This window comes from Nostoc sp. CCY 9925 (assembly GCF_963920935.1).
Taxonomy (GTDB): domain Bacteria; phylum Cyanobacteriota; class Cyanobacteriia; order Cyanobacteriales; family Nostocaceae; genus Nostoc.
Genome location: NZ_CAWUDO010000011.1, coordinates 38,710 through 54,154 on the forward strand (window position 1 = coordinate 38,710; position 15,445 = coordinate 54,154).

General features: G+C 41.3%; 12 protein-coding genes. 7 read left to right on the forward strand and 5 right to left on the reverse strand.

The window, feature by feature from the left end; genetic code table 11:
• Positions 1 to 359: 359 nt before the first annotated feature.
• From ACM0OY_RS08375 to mnmA, 3 genes are all read right to left on the reverse strand, one after another.
• Entirely contained in the window at positions 360 to 1,064 is a 705-nt protein-coding gene (locus ACM0OY_RS08375) for a hypothetical protein (protein WP_414568402.1), read from the reverse strand.
• Positions 1,065 to 1,363: 299 nt separating this feature from the next.
• Positions 1,364 to 2,908: a DUF1565 domain-containing protein gene (locus ACM0OY_RS08380; protein ID WP_414568479.1), complete on the reverse strand. Its 1,545-nt coding sequence runs from the start codon at positions 2,906 to 2,908 to the stop codon at positions 1,364 to 1,366.
• A gap of 490 nt (positions 2,909 to 3,398) precedes the next feature.
• Positions 3,399 to 4,454, reverse strand: a complete 1,056-nt coding sequence (gene mnmA / locus ACM0OY_RS08385; RefSeq protein WP_414568403.1) for a tRNA 2-thiouridine(34) synthase MnmA — start codon at positions 4,452 to 4,454, stop codon at positions 3,399 to 3,401.
• 856 nt (positions 4,455 to 5,310) lie between these two features.
• Between mnmA and ACM0OY_RS08390 the strand changes: the two genes are divergently transcribed.
• From ACM0OY_RS08390 to ACM0OY_RS08410, 5 genes are all read left to right on the forward strand, one after another.
• The gene (locus ACM0OY_RS08390) at positions 5,311 to 6,162 is read left to right on the forward strand and encodes a hypothetical protein (RefSeq protein WP_414568404.1); all 852 of its coding nucleotides are present in this window, start codon (positions 5,311 to 5,313) and stop codon (positions 6,160 to 6,162) included.
• A gap of 139 nt (positions 6,163 to 6,301) precedes the next feature.
• On the forward strand, positions 6,302 to 7,903 hold the full coding sequence (locus tag ACM0OY_RS08395; RefSeq protein WP_414568405.1) for an NAD(P)H-hydrate dehydratase: 1,602 nt from the start codon (positions 6,302 to 6,304) through the stop codon (positions 7,901 to 7,903).
• A gap of 552 nt (positions 7,904 to 8,455) precedes the next feature.
• Positions 8,456 to 9,292, forward strand: coding sequence for a DUF2382 domain-containing protein (locus ACM0OY_RS08400; protein WP_414568406.1), 837 nt, complete (start codon positions 8,456 to 8,458; stop codon positions 9,290 to 9,292).
• Positions 9,293 to 9,753: 461 nt separating this feature from the next.
• Positions 9,754 to 10,638, forward strand: coding sequence for a DUF2382 domain-containing protein (locus ACM0OY_RS08405; protein WP_414568407.1), 885 nt, complete (start codon positions 9,754 to 9,756; stop codon positions 10,636 to 10,638).
• A gap of 90 nt (positions 10,639 to 10,728) precedes the next feature.
• On the forward strand, positions 10,729 to 11,652 hold the full coding sequence (locus ACM0OY_RS08410) for a DUF2382 domain-containing protein (RefSeq protein WP_414568408.1): 924 nt from the start codon (positions 10,729 to 10,731) through the stop codon (positions 11,650 to 11,652).
• A 162-nt stretch (positions 11,653 to 11,814) separates the two neighbouring features.
• On the opposite strand, the gene ACM0OY_RS08415 is transcribed toward ACM0OY_RS08410, so the two are convergent.
• The gene (locus ACM0OY_RS08415) at positions 11,815 to 12,186 is read right to left on the reverse strand and encodes an MFS transporter (protein ID WP_414568409.1); all 372 of its coding nucleotides are present in this window, start codon (positions 12,184 to 12,186) and stop codon (positions 11,815 to 11,817) included.
• Positions 12,187 to 12,285: 99 nt separating this feature from the next.
• Between ACM0OY_RS08415 and ACM0OY_RS08420 the strand changes: the two genes are divergently transcribed.
• Positions 12,286 to 13,209 carry an ion channel gene (locus ACM0OY_RS08420; protein WP_414568410.1) on the forward strand — a complete coding sequence of 308 codons (924 nt, stop codon included), beginning with the start codon at positions 12,286 to 12,288 and terminating at the stop codon, positions 13,207 to 13,209.
• Positions 13,210 to 13,259: 50 nt separating this feature from the next.
• On the opposite strand, the gene ACM0OY_RS08425 is transcribed toward ACM0OY_RS08420, so the two are convergent.
• Positions 13,260 to 13,463, reverse strand: coding sequence for a hypothetical protein (locus ACM0OY_RS08425; RefSeq protein WP_414568411.1), 204 nt, complete (start codon positions 13,461 to 13,463; stop codon positions 13,260 to 13,262).
• Between the two features lie 171 nt (positions 13,464 to 13,634).
• On the opposite strand from ACM0OY_RS08425, the gene ACM0OY_RS08430 reads away from it, so the two are divergent.
• Positions 13,635 to 15,335, forward strand: a complete 1,701-nt coding sequence (locus ACM0OY_RS08430) for an alpha/beta hydrolase (RefSeq protein WP_414568412.1) — start codon at positions 13,635 to 13,637, stop codon at positions 15,333 to 15,335.
• Positions 15,336 to 15,445: the final 110 nt, after the last annotated feature.

Below are 15,445 nucleotides of genomic sequence, written 5' to 3' on the forward strand. Positions count from 1 at the left end.
CCAATGCCGAGTTAAAAATGCACAAAGCGAGCAGTATTGTGACACAAGTCAGAATTCAGAAGCCAGAATTGAAAACTAATACCAATTCAATTAATGATTGCAACACATCCTTGGTTAAAGACGCGATTCATCGCGTCTCTACAGATGGTCTATTTGTCGCATTCTTTTTTCCAATTGGTATAATTTGTCTACTTCACCGAAACACTGTTTACTATTGAGCAAAGCCGGAGACTCCGAAGCTCCGGTGAGGAATTATTATACCAAATCCCCTTTTATAACCCCTCTTTCTTCTCCCCCTGCGTCCCCTGCCTCCCCTGCTCCCCCTGCTTTTAAAAAAAGAGGATAACCAGGATTTGGCATTACGCCTGTTCTCCAGACATCGCTTTGAGTTTAGACGTAAAAGACTCAGAGCGATCGCTTTTTTCTGGGGTAAATTGCCCTATTGGCGGACGAATAGGCGCAGGTGGTAGCAGTTTTGACTGTTGGTGAGAGACTGATGATGCACTTTCTGATGAAGTTTGCCTTTGGCTAACAGCAGACGGTAGCTGAAGCGTTACCAAAGAAGCTGAGTCACTTCCATTGGTAGACTTGAGATCCTCCCTAGCTTCTTGGCCCTCTAAAGATGTCTTTTGTTTGTGACCGTTCAGTTGTAGGGTTGTAGTATTAGTTTTTTGATGACCATTGCTAACTTTCCCAGGTGGTAATTGAGGTTTCGTTACTTTCTCAAAAATCGGGTTTCTCTTCACTGGCGGTAGGGCTGGCGCAGCTAATGAAGTTAGGCTTTGAGGAAACTTGCTACACACCATACGTTCAAATTCCATGTTGAAATGATATGTAGCCTGTTCCCGCCGCTGCCAAAATACTAAGATTTGCTGCACAGAAACCGCTTTATAACGACCTTGATATAGTGCTTCAATCACTGCCAGGTGTAGCCAATTGAGTGGGTATTGTGTTTGCCAACGTTCAACAAGCTCATTGGCAGTATACCCACTGAGATCAAAACTATAGTGAATTAATAACGCGATCGCCAAATTGGCAGAGGTGTCTGGAAGTGTTGTTAACATGAGGCTGTTAGCTTTTGGCAATAGGTCTAAGATTTTTCACCCATCGCATATAGCCTATCGTGCTTTTAACTACATGGTTTTTTTCCCAGAGTTGTCAAGTGGATAGGCAGTGTTTCCTATTCTACTTGTCAAGTTCCCAGATGCAAGAGTCTATAGAGTGATTTAATAGTTATTTTTATTACTCAACAGTCTTTATATCGATTATTCGCTGATTGACAGCAGTTTTTAATTACCTCCAATACAGTAGTAGGGGCACACAGTTGTGTGCCACTCAATGCATTGTATCCAAACTCCAAACCCTATGAATCCCCTACTAAGTGTTCATTATTCGCCGATTTAATCGCTGGTGTTCGCCCAATGGCGACTAACGCCTGATAAACCATTGCTGCAACTTCAGCGCAGGTTGCCGGACGCAAAGGTGCAAGCAGTTTCGGGTCTGGATAGTTGACAATTATTCTTTTATGTGTAGCAGTAGCAACAGCTTTTTCGGCATAGTCAGGAATACTATGGCGATCGCTATACACTTCTAAAACATTGTTATCAGCCTGTGGTAGTCCCAGTCCGTTAACTAAAGAGACAATTACTTGTAGCCGTTTGACATTTTGATGCGGGTGGAAAGTGCGATCGCTAAATCCGCCAACAAAGCCGCCTCTAGCTGCAATTTGGATAGCATTATACGCCCAAAAATCTTTGGATACATCTACAAAATCTGCTGCTGGGCGTTTAGCAGTGGGCTTAAAAGCAACCGCCACCAAAGCCGCGTATTCAGCGCGAGTCATTGGTTTATCTGGCTGGTAGCTACCATCAGCCAAATCGTCAATTAAATCCATACTCAGCAATGCCTGAATGAATGGTTCTGCCCAATGACCATGTAGTTGAACAGACGCAGACACAGAAGAAGACGCAAAGAGAGAAGAAGACACAGTGAGTGTTTGTAATACATTCCCTGCATCCCCACTTTTCCCCGTAATTAATTCCACCAATCCCTTGACTAGAGCAGGATTCAACTGATTACCTACACAAACAAGCTTTTGTGTAGTGACATTGTGTAAATCAAATCCAGTATTATCACGAAAAATATTGTCAGCGGGATCTTCGCTACTACCTAAATCGGGGGCTGCATTGCCATTGACTAATAGACCACCTTGAGTATTTTTAGCAATGAGATTTTGACGCAGCACAGGACGGGCATTGCGAGAAAGTGCGATCGCTGTGCGATTTTCTGATAATTTGTTATTGGCGATCGCCGGAGCCGCAAAGTCACTAATTACTATCCCCAAAGGGTTTCTTTGAAATATATTTCCCAATACTTTGCCCTGGCTATGACCTGCCATCACTAAGCCACTGGCAGTATTTTGCACAAATACATTATCCAAAATTGTTGGTTTAGCTTCGCCAGTGGCAAACACACCTTCTCGCCCACAGTTACTGAAAGTATTATTGGCTAAGGTAGGTGCAGCTGATTCAATCCAAATACCAGTACCTTTTGCTGAAGGATTCGTGACAGTTACACCTAAAAGACTGGCATTTTCTAACAACAGCAGCGCGATATTTTGCATTCCAAAGCTGGGACTTTGATACTCCCCGCTCCCAGAAATTACAATCTCTGCTCCTTTGTTAGCTTCATTACCTACCACCTTCACTCCTCCACGGATAACTAGAGGAAACGTCTCGCCACTAGCCACGCCGTAAGTGCCAGTTGCTAAATGAATGATTGTAGGAATTTTAGTTACTTTTAAAGCACGGGTAAGGCTTTTAAACGGACTTAACCGGGAACCGATATTAGCATCATTCCCCGTTATCGGGTTGACATAGAGCGTGAGAACAAGGGTAGAGTTCACCATTGATGATTGAGGGTCAGTTGTTTGAATTATGACAATCATAAATAACACTACTTCTATCAAACTTTGGGTAACTAGTATCCCTATGTGTACAAAATGTATCTGCTTTCGCTTTTCTTCCCAGCAGATAATGTGTACACAAAAGTTATAGACTCTCATGCAACATTCCAAGTTCTCATTTCGGCGTTCCGAGTTTACAAGCTCAAAATTTCAAGTAACTATAGTAGGGAATAGGCAACAGGCAAAGAAAGCCTATTGGTGTCTGGGTTTTACGGTCAGTTTATGTCCGAAATTATGCTTCAACAGAGTGTATACCTGTAAAACCCTACAGGTGATTAATTTTTTGCAATAATTTTTGTCAATATAATTAGAGCGATCGCCATTGCAAAACTATAAATTTATCGACTGCCAATATTACTAAAAATAAAATTAATTTCCAACAGAATGGCAACTCTGAGTAATAATAAAGACGTTGCAATGCAACGTCTCTACATTAGCTAAATTGTTCGATAATTCCGCCACCTAAGACTTTTTCTCCGTCATACCACACCGCAGCTTGTCCGGGTGTGATGCTGAATTGGGGTTCATCAAACACCAAACGCACACGGGAGTTTTCCAGAGGAATCACCGTCACTGGTGTAGGTGTGGAACGATAGCGAATTTGCACTTCGGCGTGAATTGGGGTAGATGGTTCGGCAATAGAAACCCAATTTACTCGCCCTACAGTACATTCTGGCTGAGTTACCTTAGTGCGATCGCCAACAACAACTCGATTATTCACTGCATCTAATTCAATCACATACAGCGGTTCAGGAGCAGCAATTCCCAAACCTTTGCGCTGTCCGATTGTGTAGTGATGAACACCATCATGCTGTCCCAAAACTTTGCCTGTGGTATCCACAATATCACCTGTTTTGGGAGCTAAATATTTATCCAAAAATGCCCGCATGGAACCGTTACTTTCCACTAAGCACAGGTCTTGACTTTCAGGCTTATCAGCAGTTTGCAGTCCGTATTCAGCAGCAATGCGACGAGTATCAGTTTTTTCCAGTTCGCCCAAAGGAAATACACTCGCCTCTAGTAAATCTTGAGACAAATCATAGAGAAAATAAGACTGGTCTTTGTTACGGTCAACAGCTCGTAATAACTGATAACGTCCGGTAGCTTCGTCATAGTTAATTCGGGCATAATGACCAGTGGCAATGCGATCGCATCCTAATTTTTCATGGGCATACTGCACCATTGGGCCAAATTTCACCGTTTTATTGCACTGAGAGCAAGGCAAAGGCGTGATCCCAGCACTGTAACCAGTCACCAAGAAATCGACAATATTTGTTTGGAAGACATCCCGAATATCCACAACTTCGTGGGGAATGCCCAGTTGTTCACAGATACCAGCCGCGTCGATCATACCTTCAGAGCAACATTGACCTTTGCCTTTCATTAGCCAAAGAGTCAAACCAATTACTTCATAACCCTGATGGTGCAGGATAGCAGCGGCGGTGGAACTGTCAACACCACCCGAAAGACCAACGACGACTTTTTTCATTTTCAATCCTCAATCACCTAGTAAGGTAATTGTCACTAATAATAGTATAAGCTCTTAAAGTTTTAATCCTCAATGTTTCAATCATCAATCACCTAATAAGGTAATTGTCACATATCAAAACTGAAGATCACTATCTACCAAAAGCTGTTTCAATCCTCAATCACCTAATAAGGTAATTGTCACTAGCACAATGATTTCATCTACCCTTAATAGTGTTGAGTTTCAATCCTCAATCACCTAATAAGGTAATTGTCACAGATGAATGTGATGCTATTCTTAGTAAGCCAAGTTTCAATCCTCATTGTTTTAATCCTCCCAGCTTAGACCAAGCAAGTACTGAGATTAATCGGATTCGCAATGTCTTTGTTGAATATTGTATAGGAATCATATTTGATTTTTGAAATATACGTAGGGTGTGTTATGCCGTAGGCTAACGCACCAAAACCTTCGGGTGGTGCGTTACGGAAGCCGTAACACACCCTACACATACTTAAATTTTTTCAGAAATCAAATACTAGTCCTATATCAGTGCAGCGAAGCTACCAAAAGGTACATGAAGATAAATTACCTATCGATAAATTAAGTAATGGACTTAATGTTTGGATTGGAACTTATAATAAATGCGGGATAATGACTCCTGCTGAATCATAACTGTATTAATAGTAAGTTAAGACTGACGAAAATAAAAATGGAAACTCTGCGGCAATCAATTCCGACTGCTGCAATGTCAAATTGCTACGGTATGCTTTGGTGATTCGCTTACAAGGTGCTGTTATCTAAAACTATCAGTATAATATTTGTAAGTTTTCTTACAATGCACTCTACTTTTATGTCTAGTAGAATACCAAGTCAATTTATGCGATTTCAAATCTTCTCCTTATTAATGGGAGGATGTTTAGCGGTGCTTGCCAACTCTACTCCAGCACAAGCACAAATTTCCAACAGCAACCTGCTGCTGGCTCAAGAATTTGAAACTTTACCGCCAGTTCCCTTTCAAGAATCACCGCAGTTACCACCGGCGGAACCAGCGCAGACTTACCAACCTGAGCAGAACTTTCAACCCTCCCAACCAGCACAGGTTTTTCAGCCGTCTCAACCAGCAGAAATTTATCAACCTGAGCAGAATTTTCAGCCTTCTCAACCAGCACAGTTTAGTCAATATAACCAAAACTTTGAACGTTACTTAGTTTTTGTTGATGGTAGTAATTTCCAGACCCTACAAGAAATACGTCGGTTTGAACCCAGTGCTTACATTCGAGAATACCAAGGACGTAATGTCATTCAATCAGGAGTTTTCACTAGAGTATCTAATGCTCAACAACGAGTGAATGAACTACAGTCACGAGGCATTTATGGCGCACGAATTATCAGTTTTGCTAACGGACAAGAAATAGGTTCCTTTGATGGAAGTAATAGAGGTTTGAGTAGCGATCGCCGTTCTACAAATGTCCCAAAACAAGTCTCTAGATATTTTGTCGCCATTCCTACTACTCGAGAAGATTTACCTGCGATCGCTGCTCAAATTAGACAGAATTTAGCCCGATTCAGCCAAGATTTAGGACGATCTGGTGGAGTCCTCGAAAGAACACAACCACGAGGGCCACACGTAGCAGTAGGGCCTTTCGCTGACCGAGTACAAGCACAAGAATGGAACAAGTATCTCCGAAACATAGGATACAAGGATGCTAGGGTTTATTACGGTAAGTAAAAAAATGCTGTAAGCGGTAGCACGGCGTTTAGCCCGTGCGGAGTAAAAAGTTAGGAGTTGGGAGTTTAAAGTTTGGAGTTTGGAGTAACATGAAACTCATAACTCCTAATTCCCAATCCTCAGTCAGCACTCAGCACTGATGTCAGATAGGCAAGAACAAATTTCACAAGTAGTAGTAACTGCTGGGCAAATGCGCGATATTGAAGCGCGGATCTTTGCAGCAGGAATGCCTGTAGTAGCTTTGATGGAAAAGGTAGCGGGCTTAATTGCCCGTCGCATTCCAAATATTTATCCAAATCTCAAACAAACGCAACAATTTTCCTCTTCATCTCCCTCATCCTCTTCCTCAAATGGCCGTATCGGCATTCTGGTTGGTCCCGGTCACAATGGGGGAGATGCTTTAGTAGTAGCCCGCGAATTACATTTTCGTGGGTATGAAATTTGGATTTATTCTCCTTTTTCTCAGCTCAAAGAATTAACTACACAGCACTTGCAGTATGCTCAGAGTTTAAATATCCCAATTTATCAAGAAATTGAGCAATTGCCGAGTTCTGATTTGTTGATTGATGGGTTGTTTGGATTTGGTTTAGAAAAAAACCTCACCGATCCCATCGCCTCTGCAATTAATCAATTAAATGAATTGTCTGTGCCAATTTTGAGTATTGATTTACCTTCGGGGTTGCACACCGACACAGGCGAAGTATTAGCAACTGCGATTCGCGCCACTCACACGTTTTGCTTGGGTTTATGGAAGTTGGCTTTCTTGCAAGACCAAGCGCTGGAATATATTGGCAAAGCTGAGTTAATTGATTTTGATATTCCTTTGGCTGATGTTGAAGCTGTTCTAGAAAATGCACCCAGAATTAAACGCATTACATCAGCAACGGCACTTTCGACTTTACCTCTACCTCGTCCACCAGTTACCCACAAATATAAAGAAGGACATTTACTGCTGATTTGTGGTTCGCGGCGCTATGCAGGTGGAGCAATTTTAACTGGTTTGGGTGCGCGGGGTAGTGGTGTGGGAATGCTTTCGGTTGCTGTACCAGAATCCTTGAAATCTCTTTTGGTGTCGCATTTGCCAGAAGCGCTGATTGTCGGTTGCCCAGAAACGGAAACTGGCGCTATTGCCCAATTGCAACTACCTGCAAAAACTAATCTGAGTTCTTTTAGTGCGATCGCTTGTGGCCCTGGTTTAACAACAGATGCCAGTCCCATTGTAGAACAAGTCGTAGAAAGCGATGTTCCTTTGGTTCTCGATGCCGATGGTCTAAATATACTTGCCCAAATTGCAACCATCCCCACTTTACAAAAACGCCAAGCACCAACCATCCTCACACCCCACGCAGGTGAATTCCAGCGATTGTTTCCCCATATCACCGATGCCAAACATAATAGGGTGAAAGCAGTACAACAAGCAGCAGCACAAAGTGGAGCAGTAATATTGTTAAAAGGTGCGAGAACTGCCGTAGCCAACTCCCAAAGTGAAGTTTGGATTGTTCCAGAAAGTACACCCGCCTTAGCGCGTGGCGGTAGCGGCGACGTTTTAACTGGGCTACTGGGTGGATTGTTGGCACAAGCGGCAACTAAACAGATCCCAGTAGAAGATATTGCTGCAACTGCCGCTTGGTGGCACTCCCAAGCAGGTATTTTAGCAGCGCAAGAACGCACCGAATTGGGTGTGGATGCGTTTACATTGGCACAATATTTAACAAAAACTCTCAGTAGTTTTAAAAAGTAAAAACTAACGATAATCGTAGCTTGGATTAAAGTAAGTTATACCAATTTGAAGAGAGAAGGTGACAAATATACCACCTGTAGAGACGCGATGCATCGCCTCTTCAGCCAAGGATGTGTTGCAATCATTAATTGAATTGGTATTATTTTTTACATTAAAAAATATTACAAACAAATAAAGTAAAAAATCATAGCAGTTGAAGCATTGTTTAGGACATAAGCTGACCGTAAAGTCCAAACACCCAGAGATTTTCAAGCCCATTGCCCATTGCCTTTTCCCTGTTCCCTGTTCCCAGCTATGTATAGCAATCCTTAATCATTCGCTATAGACAAGATACCCGGTTTTTTAATAAGTACGGGATATCAGGCTCTGATTATCACTTTAGTTATATCTCTATTGATTATCAATAGTCTTCAACTGGAATTTTACCATCATAAAGTATGAGCTAAAGACTATGAAATCTCTCAATTTAATTCAGTCGCCAGCAGGAGGAGATTCAGCCGAGTATTTTTTAGACTAGCCGATAAGGATTAATAAAAAACTTGGGAACAGCATATGCCTCTTCACAAACTTGAACATTTTGACCCAAATTATCGAGAAACTTTTGGCGGAGACGATGTAAAAGCACTGGATGTTTATACTGAAGGCGAACAGAGAGTTGGCTCAGTTATTGATGTTTTAGTTGACGATGATGGTCGTTTCCGGTATTTAATTATTGACACAAGCCTAGATTCCGTTAATAAACAAATCTTACTACCAGTTGGTCTTTCGCGTATCAATTATCCAGCAAGAAGTGTGCATGTTGATGGTTTAAGCAGAGAGCAAATTGAAAGATTGCCTGAGTATCGAGAAATCGGAAATGTTGATAACGATTACGAAGAAAAAGTACGTAGTGTATTTCGTTCATCAACCAGTGGTGTGAATTATAATGATACATACAATTACCAGAAAGAACCAGCTTTATACGAGTTGAATGAGCAATATCATCAAACTTTTAGGCTCTATGAAGAACGATTAGTTGCCAATAAGCATCGGATCAAAACTGGGGAAGTAGCTGTTGGTAAGCATATTGAAACGGAAACCGCACGTGTCACAGTACCTATTCAAAAAGAACGAGTTCTAATTGAGCGAGTTGTACCCACAGAAGCAGGATCTGTTGATACCAACGAACTTAAGTTTCAAGAAGGTGAAGTAGCACGGATAGCAGTCTACGAAGAAACACCCGAAATACGTAAAGAAGCCTTTGTCCGTGAAGAAGTCCGGGTTAAGAAGGTAATAGAACGCGACACTGTAGAAGCACAAGATACGATTCGTAGAGAAGAGTTAAATGTTGATACTGCCGGTGAGTTACATGTGCAGGAAACTGATAGTATTAAACATGAAACTGTTTAAAAGTTAACAGTTAGAGCATATTTCATCTAAATGAGGTACACAAGGGCGGTCAAGATGCCCACCCTACAAGATTGATCAAATTAAGATTAAGATGTGTACTTCATTCACTTCCAAAGTGCTGTATAAGTTAAAAACATATCTGCTAACTTTTAGCTGTTTATGTTGGTGAATTACACCAAGTAGCTCCGATAGAAATCAAACGTGTTTTACTCTTAAATTCTGGCTTAAATAATTCGGAATTTTCCTCTATATTCATAAATCCTAACAGGCAAAGTTAATTTTTTATCTTTGCCTGTTAGGATTTAGATTTTTATAATAAGTGAAACATAATATTATAAAATCTCTCTAACTTTTGATAATTTTTTATTAAAAAAATATTTCGATAGAAGGAGGCAAATAAGTAAATAAATGTCTACCTTATTAACAAGGAGATGTAAATAAAATTTTTGAGGTAAAACAGAATGGTACTTTACAAATTAGAAGATTTTGAGCCTAACTACCGGGATACTTTTGAAGGCCATGATATTAAGGGACTTGGGGTCTATACACAAGGAACCGATGAAAAAATTGGTACTGTCAACGATGTTTTAGTGGATGAAGATGGTCATATCCGTTATCTAGTTGTTGACTTAGGCTTCTGGATTTTTGGTAAAAAAGTATTACTACCAATTGGTCGCGCCCGTATTGACTATAATACCGATCGCGTTTACACCATTGGTTTAACTAGAGAGCAAGCAGAAGATTTACCTGAGTTCAACGAACGCCTAGCGCTTGACTACGACTATGAAGAACGCGTGCGTGGAGTATATCGCCAGCCCGGAGACTACAACCGTTCTGTAGAAGCATCAACACCTGTAGAAGCATCGGCACCATTAGATACGAGCTATTCTACTCCTACTTTCAACCGTGATAGCTACACATACGAACATGAGCCTTCTTTATACAACTTAAATGAACAAGATCATCAAACTTTGAGATTGTATGAAGAACGACTAGTCGCGGGTACACGACGCCGTAAGACTGGAGAAGTAGCAATTGGTAAACATGTAGAAACTGAGACTGCACGAGTCGCAGTGCCAGTAGAAAAAGAGCGAGTTGTGATTGAACGTGTAACTCCTGCGGATGCAGGTAGACCTGTTTCTGCACGTGAAGCAGACTTCCGTGAAGGTGAAGTTGCTCGCGTCGAACTCCATGAAGAAACTCCTGAAATTCGCAAAGAAGCAGTTTTGCGGGAAGAAGTTAGAGTTAGAAAAGTCGTAGACCAAGACACAGTTGAAGCTAAAGAAACTGTGCGTCGTGAAGAACTAGACGTAAATGCTCCTAATCTTCCCATTGAAGAACGCTAACAGGATATAGGGGCTGGGGAATAGGGACTATTTTCCTAATACCCAATACCCAGTCCCTAGTAATCAGTCCCTTTTACTAATAGCTAACCGATGGCAAATAACATTGGACAGGTAAGGTCAAATACTCACACTAACACCTTACTAGCAACTTTGAAAAACAAGGTGAATAATTTCGTTGTGTTTGATAGTCAAGGTGAGCTAGTAGGAAGGGTTCAAGATTTAATTGTAGATGAGAATCATCGGCTAAACTTAGTTATATCTAACCGAGTGAATCAACAGAGTCTAGTATCTGATCGGAATTTAGCCGATAAACATCCTTCTTTATTCCAAGTGCAGAGCCAGAGAGTCAAAAAAATTGATAACCCGACTAAATCTGTTTTTATAGACTTAGACCAATCAGAAATAGAGTATATGCCTGAATATTTAGAATCAGAAACACCAGGCGATGTCTACGACGGGCTGCCCCTACGCAAACTCTCAGAGCTATCTGAAAACTCAAATAAAGAACTAGCTTATAATCAAACTACAAATAACTCTGTTGAACCGGCAGACTTAGATAATGTTAGTGAAGAAAAGATTATTCGTTTACTGGAAGAACGCCTAGTTGTTGAAAACAACAAGCATAGGGTTGGTGAAGTAATTGTTCGCAAAGAAATTGAAACTCGGATGGTACAAGTTCCCGTCCGTCGTGAGAAATTAATTGTCGAACAAGTCAGCCCAGAACACAAACAACTCGCAGAAATTGATTTAAGTGGAGGCGAAATTTCTGGACTGGAGTTGAATGAAGTAGAAAGACTTGAAATTAAAAATTTTGAGGGTGCTTTAACAGTGAGTGGTGAATTTAGTTCGCCTAAAATTGCTAGTTTATTATTGAATGCGATCGCACTAGAAAAAAATCACGGATGCAAGCGGGTGCGAGTTGCAATTTCTGTTGAAGACGAATCTCATCAAAAAAAATACCAGGAGTGGTTTGATCGCTGTTCCAAAGATCAGCAACCAAATCCTAAAAAATAAATAAGTTTCTAGCAGATAAATCATTAGGGTGGGCAATGCCCACCCTATTTTTTTCTAAGAATTTAAGTTTGGTTAAAAGAAAAAGAGACGCGAGCAATCGCGTCTTTTAATTTATTGGGTCTATTGATCAGATCTTTTGATTTGTCTACGTCTCAAACAGAATTATGACTTAACTTGAGGTGTGTAGCTTTTGCGAGTCACTATTGCCAAAAATAATATTACAAAAGTAAACGTTCCAGCTATTAAGTTAGCCTGCTCTGCGGCGAGCTTCTCTACGAGACGCTTCGCAAACGCTAACGCAGTTGCGGCTAAACTGATAATGAGTAAAGGTTTGCGTCCAAAGCGATTGGAAAGTTTACCAATCACCTGAGTTGCAAAAAACTGAGCTATGGAATAAATCGAAAATAACAAACTTGCCTGAAAATCACTCAGGCCAAATTCTTTGCCATAAAGATAGATAATGGAAATTAAAACTGTCAAACTGAGGAAATTAATCAAAGCAATTAAAGCAGTAATCCATAAATTTCGATTCATCACAACTTGGTTGTTACTTTGCAACTGCACTGTAACTGAAAACAGTGATTTTTCAACCTTGGTAATAATACTTACTTGCCGTTCTTTTGGCTACCCCAGATGAAATTTCGAGTCAAGCGACTTTTACGCAAGCAGCAACAGCATTTGCTCCCACGTATTCATATTCAAGTTCGAGATGGAAAGTTTGAGATTATGGGAATGGGTGTATGGTATTCCTACTGGCGCGATCCTTACCATCTGCTGCTGACGATTTCCTGGACTGGCTTTTTAATACTGATTTGTGTATTTTATGTAACTATTAATGCTGTCTTTGCCCTAGCTTACTTGCTAGGAGGAGATTGTATCGCCAATGCCCGACCCGGCTCTTTTTTAGATGTTTTTTTCTTTAGCGTCCAAACCCTAGCATCCATCGGCTACGGTGCAATGTATCCTAAAACAACTTACGCAAATATCATTGTTACCATTGAGGCGATGATCGGTTTGGTGGGAATTGCTGTCATGACTGGGTTAGCGTTTGCCCGTTTTTCTCGACCGACCGCCCGTGTGATGTTTAGTCGTGTAGCGGTAATTACACCTCATGATGCCAAGCCGACTTTGATGTTTCGCACCGCTAATCAGCGCCGCAACATGATTTTGGAAGCGCAGATGCGAGTATATTTGATGCGTGACGAAGTGACAGCAGAAGGTCAGTTTATGCGTAGAATCTACGATTTAAAACTGCTGCGGAACCAAACACCTAGCTTTTCCTTAAGCTGGTCAGTAGTACATGTGATTGATGAGTTTAGTCCTTTATATGGGATGACGGAAGAATCACTAATACAAACAAATTCGATGCTGATGATTTCTCTGAGTGGCATTGATGAAACAGTTACACAGGTTGTCCATGCCCGTCATAGCTATAGTGCTAAGGAAATTTTGTGGAACAATCGCTTTGTCGATATATTTCACGAAACACATGATGGGCATCGCTACATCGACTATAATCGCTTCCACGATGTCTTGCCTTTAGATGAAATAAGGTAAGAATTTAGAATTGAGAATTCAGAAGACTATTATTAAAATTTCTTTGCATCTCACTGTCCCCGCGTCCCCGCGTCGTTATTTGGTGGTTGTGACGGCTTAACCACAACCCGACCATTTTCAACCACTGTAGTATTTTTACCAGTATTCTTGGTATCTTTAACTGGTAGATCCTGACACTGCTTTTGGTGAGAGATATTTTCCTCCTGTTGTTGAGTGAGGACGACAACACAAGAAGAACAGGAAGGGAAAGACATATGAAGTATTTTGATCTCTGTAATCTATTATCGCTTTATTAAATGCTGTTTAGCTGAAAAATTTACTACTTACGGCGATTTTAACTGGGTAGAATACAGATGATTGTAGGAAGGTACAGTTGTCCATCCCTACAATCATTGTTTGGCAGGGTTAGACAATGGGTTTTTCTGATGAAAAAATTTTGGCGATACCTGGGTTTAAGTTTCGTATCTACCTTTTTGACTGCTACTCCCGGATTGGCAGCCGATCGCATTAGCTTTTATTACCCTCCCTTCGGCGAGTTCTCTTTGTCTGTGGACTCGCTGGAAACTTTTGCGAAAGTTGGCAAAATCGATGAAGACTTTTCCTTTTATGCCAGCCGCGCTACTCCCGAACAACTCGCCCAATTGCGGAATCTACTCCAGCAGCGCTTTAATGTTAGTCCTACAGTAGTATCTCAGGTTACCTATTCACCAATCGGTGAAGAGGTGATGCAACGTCTAGGAGAGTTACTCCTCACTGAGTCCCGACAAAATGGTTTTTATGCCATACGTGCAGCTTTGATCATATCTGCTGCTGATCGCGAAGGCTTAACAGTTGTAAATTTACTGCGGAGATTTCCCAGCAATACTATCAGACTGAATTATTCCGAAGGGCTAAGGATAGTCGATAACTTATCACAACTCATAGAAAGAAAGGATGAAGTTGTAGGGTTTCTGCAACAACAAGCGACGGTAGCCGCAGCCAATTCAAAGGTTGATTTCTCACAGCAGCCAGATTTGCGATCGCCAGGAAAATTCCCTTGGCAGAAAAAAACCCTCGAACTCAATGACTTTTCTCGCAATCGTCGTCTCCCGGTAGATATCTATTTACCTGAAGCCAATTCCCAAACCGAAGCAAAACCGCCGTATCCCCTAATCGTAATTTCTCATGGTCTAGCTTCCGATCGCTCTACCTTTGCTTACCTAGCTCAACATCTGACATCCTATGGTTTTGCGGTTGCGGTATTGGAACACCCTGGTAGTAATGCCGAACGTATTCAGCTATATTTTGCAGGTTTAGCAGGGCCACCAGAACCAGCAGAATTTATCAACCGACCTTTGGATATCAAGTATTTACTCAATGAACTTGAGCGTTTGGACAAATCCGATCCCTCTCTCCAAGGAAAACTTAATTTTCAGCAAATTGGAGCGATCGGTCAGTCATTTGGTGGTTATACTGTTTTGACTCTGGCAGGAGCAAGCATTAACTTTAACCAACTCTACCAAGACTGTAATCGCAATAATTCCTTCTTTAATTTGTCGTTGTTGTTGCAGTGCCAAGCTGCTGAGTTACCCCCAAAAAATTACGAACTCAAAGACGATCGCATTAAGGTAGTCATGGCGATTAATCCCATTGACAGTTCAGTTTTGGGTCAGGGCGGGATCGGTCAAATTAAAATTCCGGTAATGTTGGTAGCTGGTAGTCAAGATATTTTCGCCCCACCTGTATCTGAGCAGATTCTTCCTTTTACTTGGCTGACTGACTCTAATAAGTACCTTGCTTTGATTGAAAACGCCACTCACTTTTCAGCGATCGCCGAACCTACTCCTGAAAACAGTGTATTACCTGTGCCGCCTGCCTTACTAGGCCCCAATCCTACTACTGTTTATTCTTATCTCAACGCTTTAAGCGTAGCTTTTTTGTCAACCCATCTCCTCAACCGCCCAGAATACCGCTCTTATTTGCAGCCATCTTACGCCACATTTATTAGTAAAGAGCCTCTGAATCTCAGTCTTTTGCAATCTTTGACACCAGATCAATTCAATCAAATCTGGAGTGGGGCAATTCCCCAGTCATTCCGTCCATCAAATCCTCAACTTACGACTCCTCAAGAACAAGAAGCAAAATAATAACTCCTCTACCGCTAACAGCACTTCTGAATAATTACGTATATACACGTAAGCCAACCTACGAGTGAGTGTTAGTAATTATGGATTATGTTGGCTGACGTTAAGATCCC

What these genes read in the sequence shown, in the direction of transcription:
- ACM0OY_RS08415 (WP_414568409.1), bottom strand. Translation starts at nt 12,186, where the DNA reads ATGAATCGAAATTTATGGATTACTGCTTTAATTGCTTTGATTAATTTC.
- ACM0OY_RS08380 (WP_414568479.1), bottom strand. Translation starts at nt 2,908, where the DNA reads ATGGTGAACTCTACCCTTGTTCTCACGCTCTATGTCAACCCGATAACG.
- ACM0OY_RS08375 (WP_414568402.1), bottom strand. Translation starts at nt 1,064, where the DNA reads ATGTTAACAACACTTCCAGACACCTCTGCCAATTTGGCGATCGCGTTA.
- ACM0OY_RS08420 (WP_414568410.1), top strand. Translation starts at nt 12,286, where the DNA reads ATGAAATTTCGAGTCAAGCGACTTTTACGCAAGCAGCAACAGCATTTG.
- ACM0OY_RS08410 (WP_414568408.1), top strand. Translation starts at nt 10,729, where the DNA reads ATGGCAAATAACATTGGACAGGTAAGGTCAAATACTCACACTAACACC.
- ACM0OY_RS08430 (WP_414568412.1), top strand. Translation starts at nt 13,635, where the DNA reads ATGAAAAAATTTTGGCGATACCTGGGTTTAAGTTTCGTATCTACCTTT.
- ACM0OY_RS08395 (WP_414568405.1), top strand. Translation starts at nt 6,302, where the DNA reads ATGTCAGATAGGCAAGAACAAATTTCACAAGTAGTAGTAACTGCTGGG.
- ACM0OY_RS08405 (WP_414568407.1), top strand. Translation starts at nt 9,754, where the DNA reads ATGGTACTTTACAAATTAGAAGATTTTGAGCCTAACTACCGGGATACT.
- ACM0OY_RS08390 (WP_414568404.1), top strand. Translation starts at nt 5,311, where the DNA reads ATGCGATTTCAAATCTTCTCCTTATTAATGGGAGGATGTTTAGCGGTG.
- ACM0OY_RS08425 (WP_414568411.1), bottom strand. Translation starts at nt 13,463, where the DNA reads ATGTCTTTCCCTTCCTGTTCTTCTTGTGTTGTCGTCCTCACTCAACAA.
- mnmA (WP_414568403.1), bottom strand. Translation starts at nt 4,454, where the DNA reads ATGAAAAAAGTCGTCGTTGGTCTTTCGGGTGGTGTTGACAGTTCCACC.
- ACM0OY_RS08400 (WP_414568406.1), top strand. Translation starts at nt 8,456, where the DNA reads ATGCCTCTTCACAAACTTGAACATTTTGACCCAAATTATCGAGAAACT.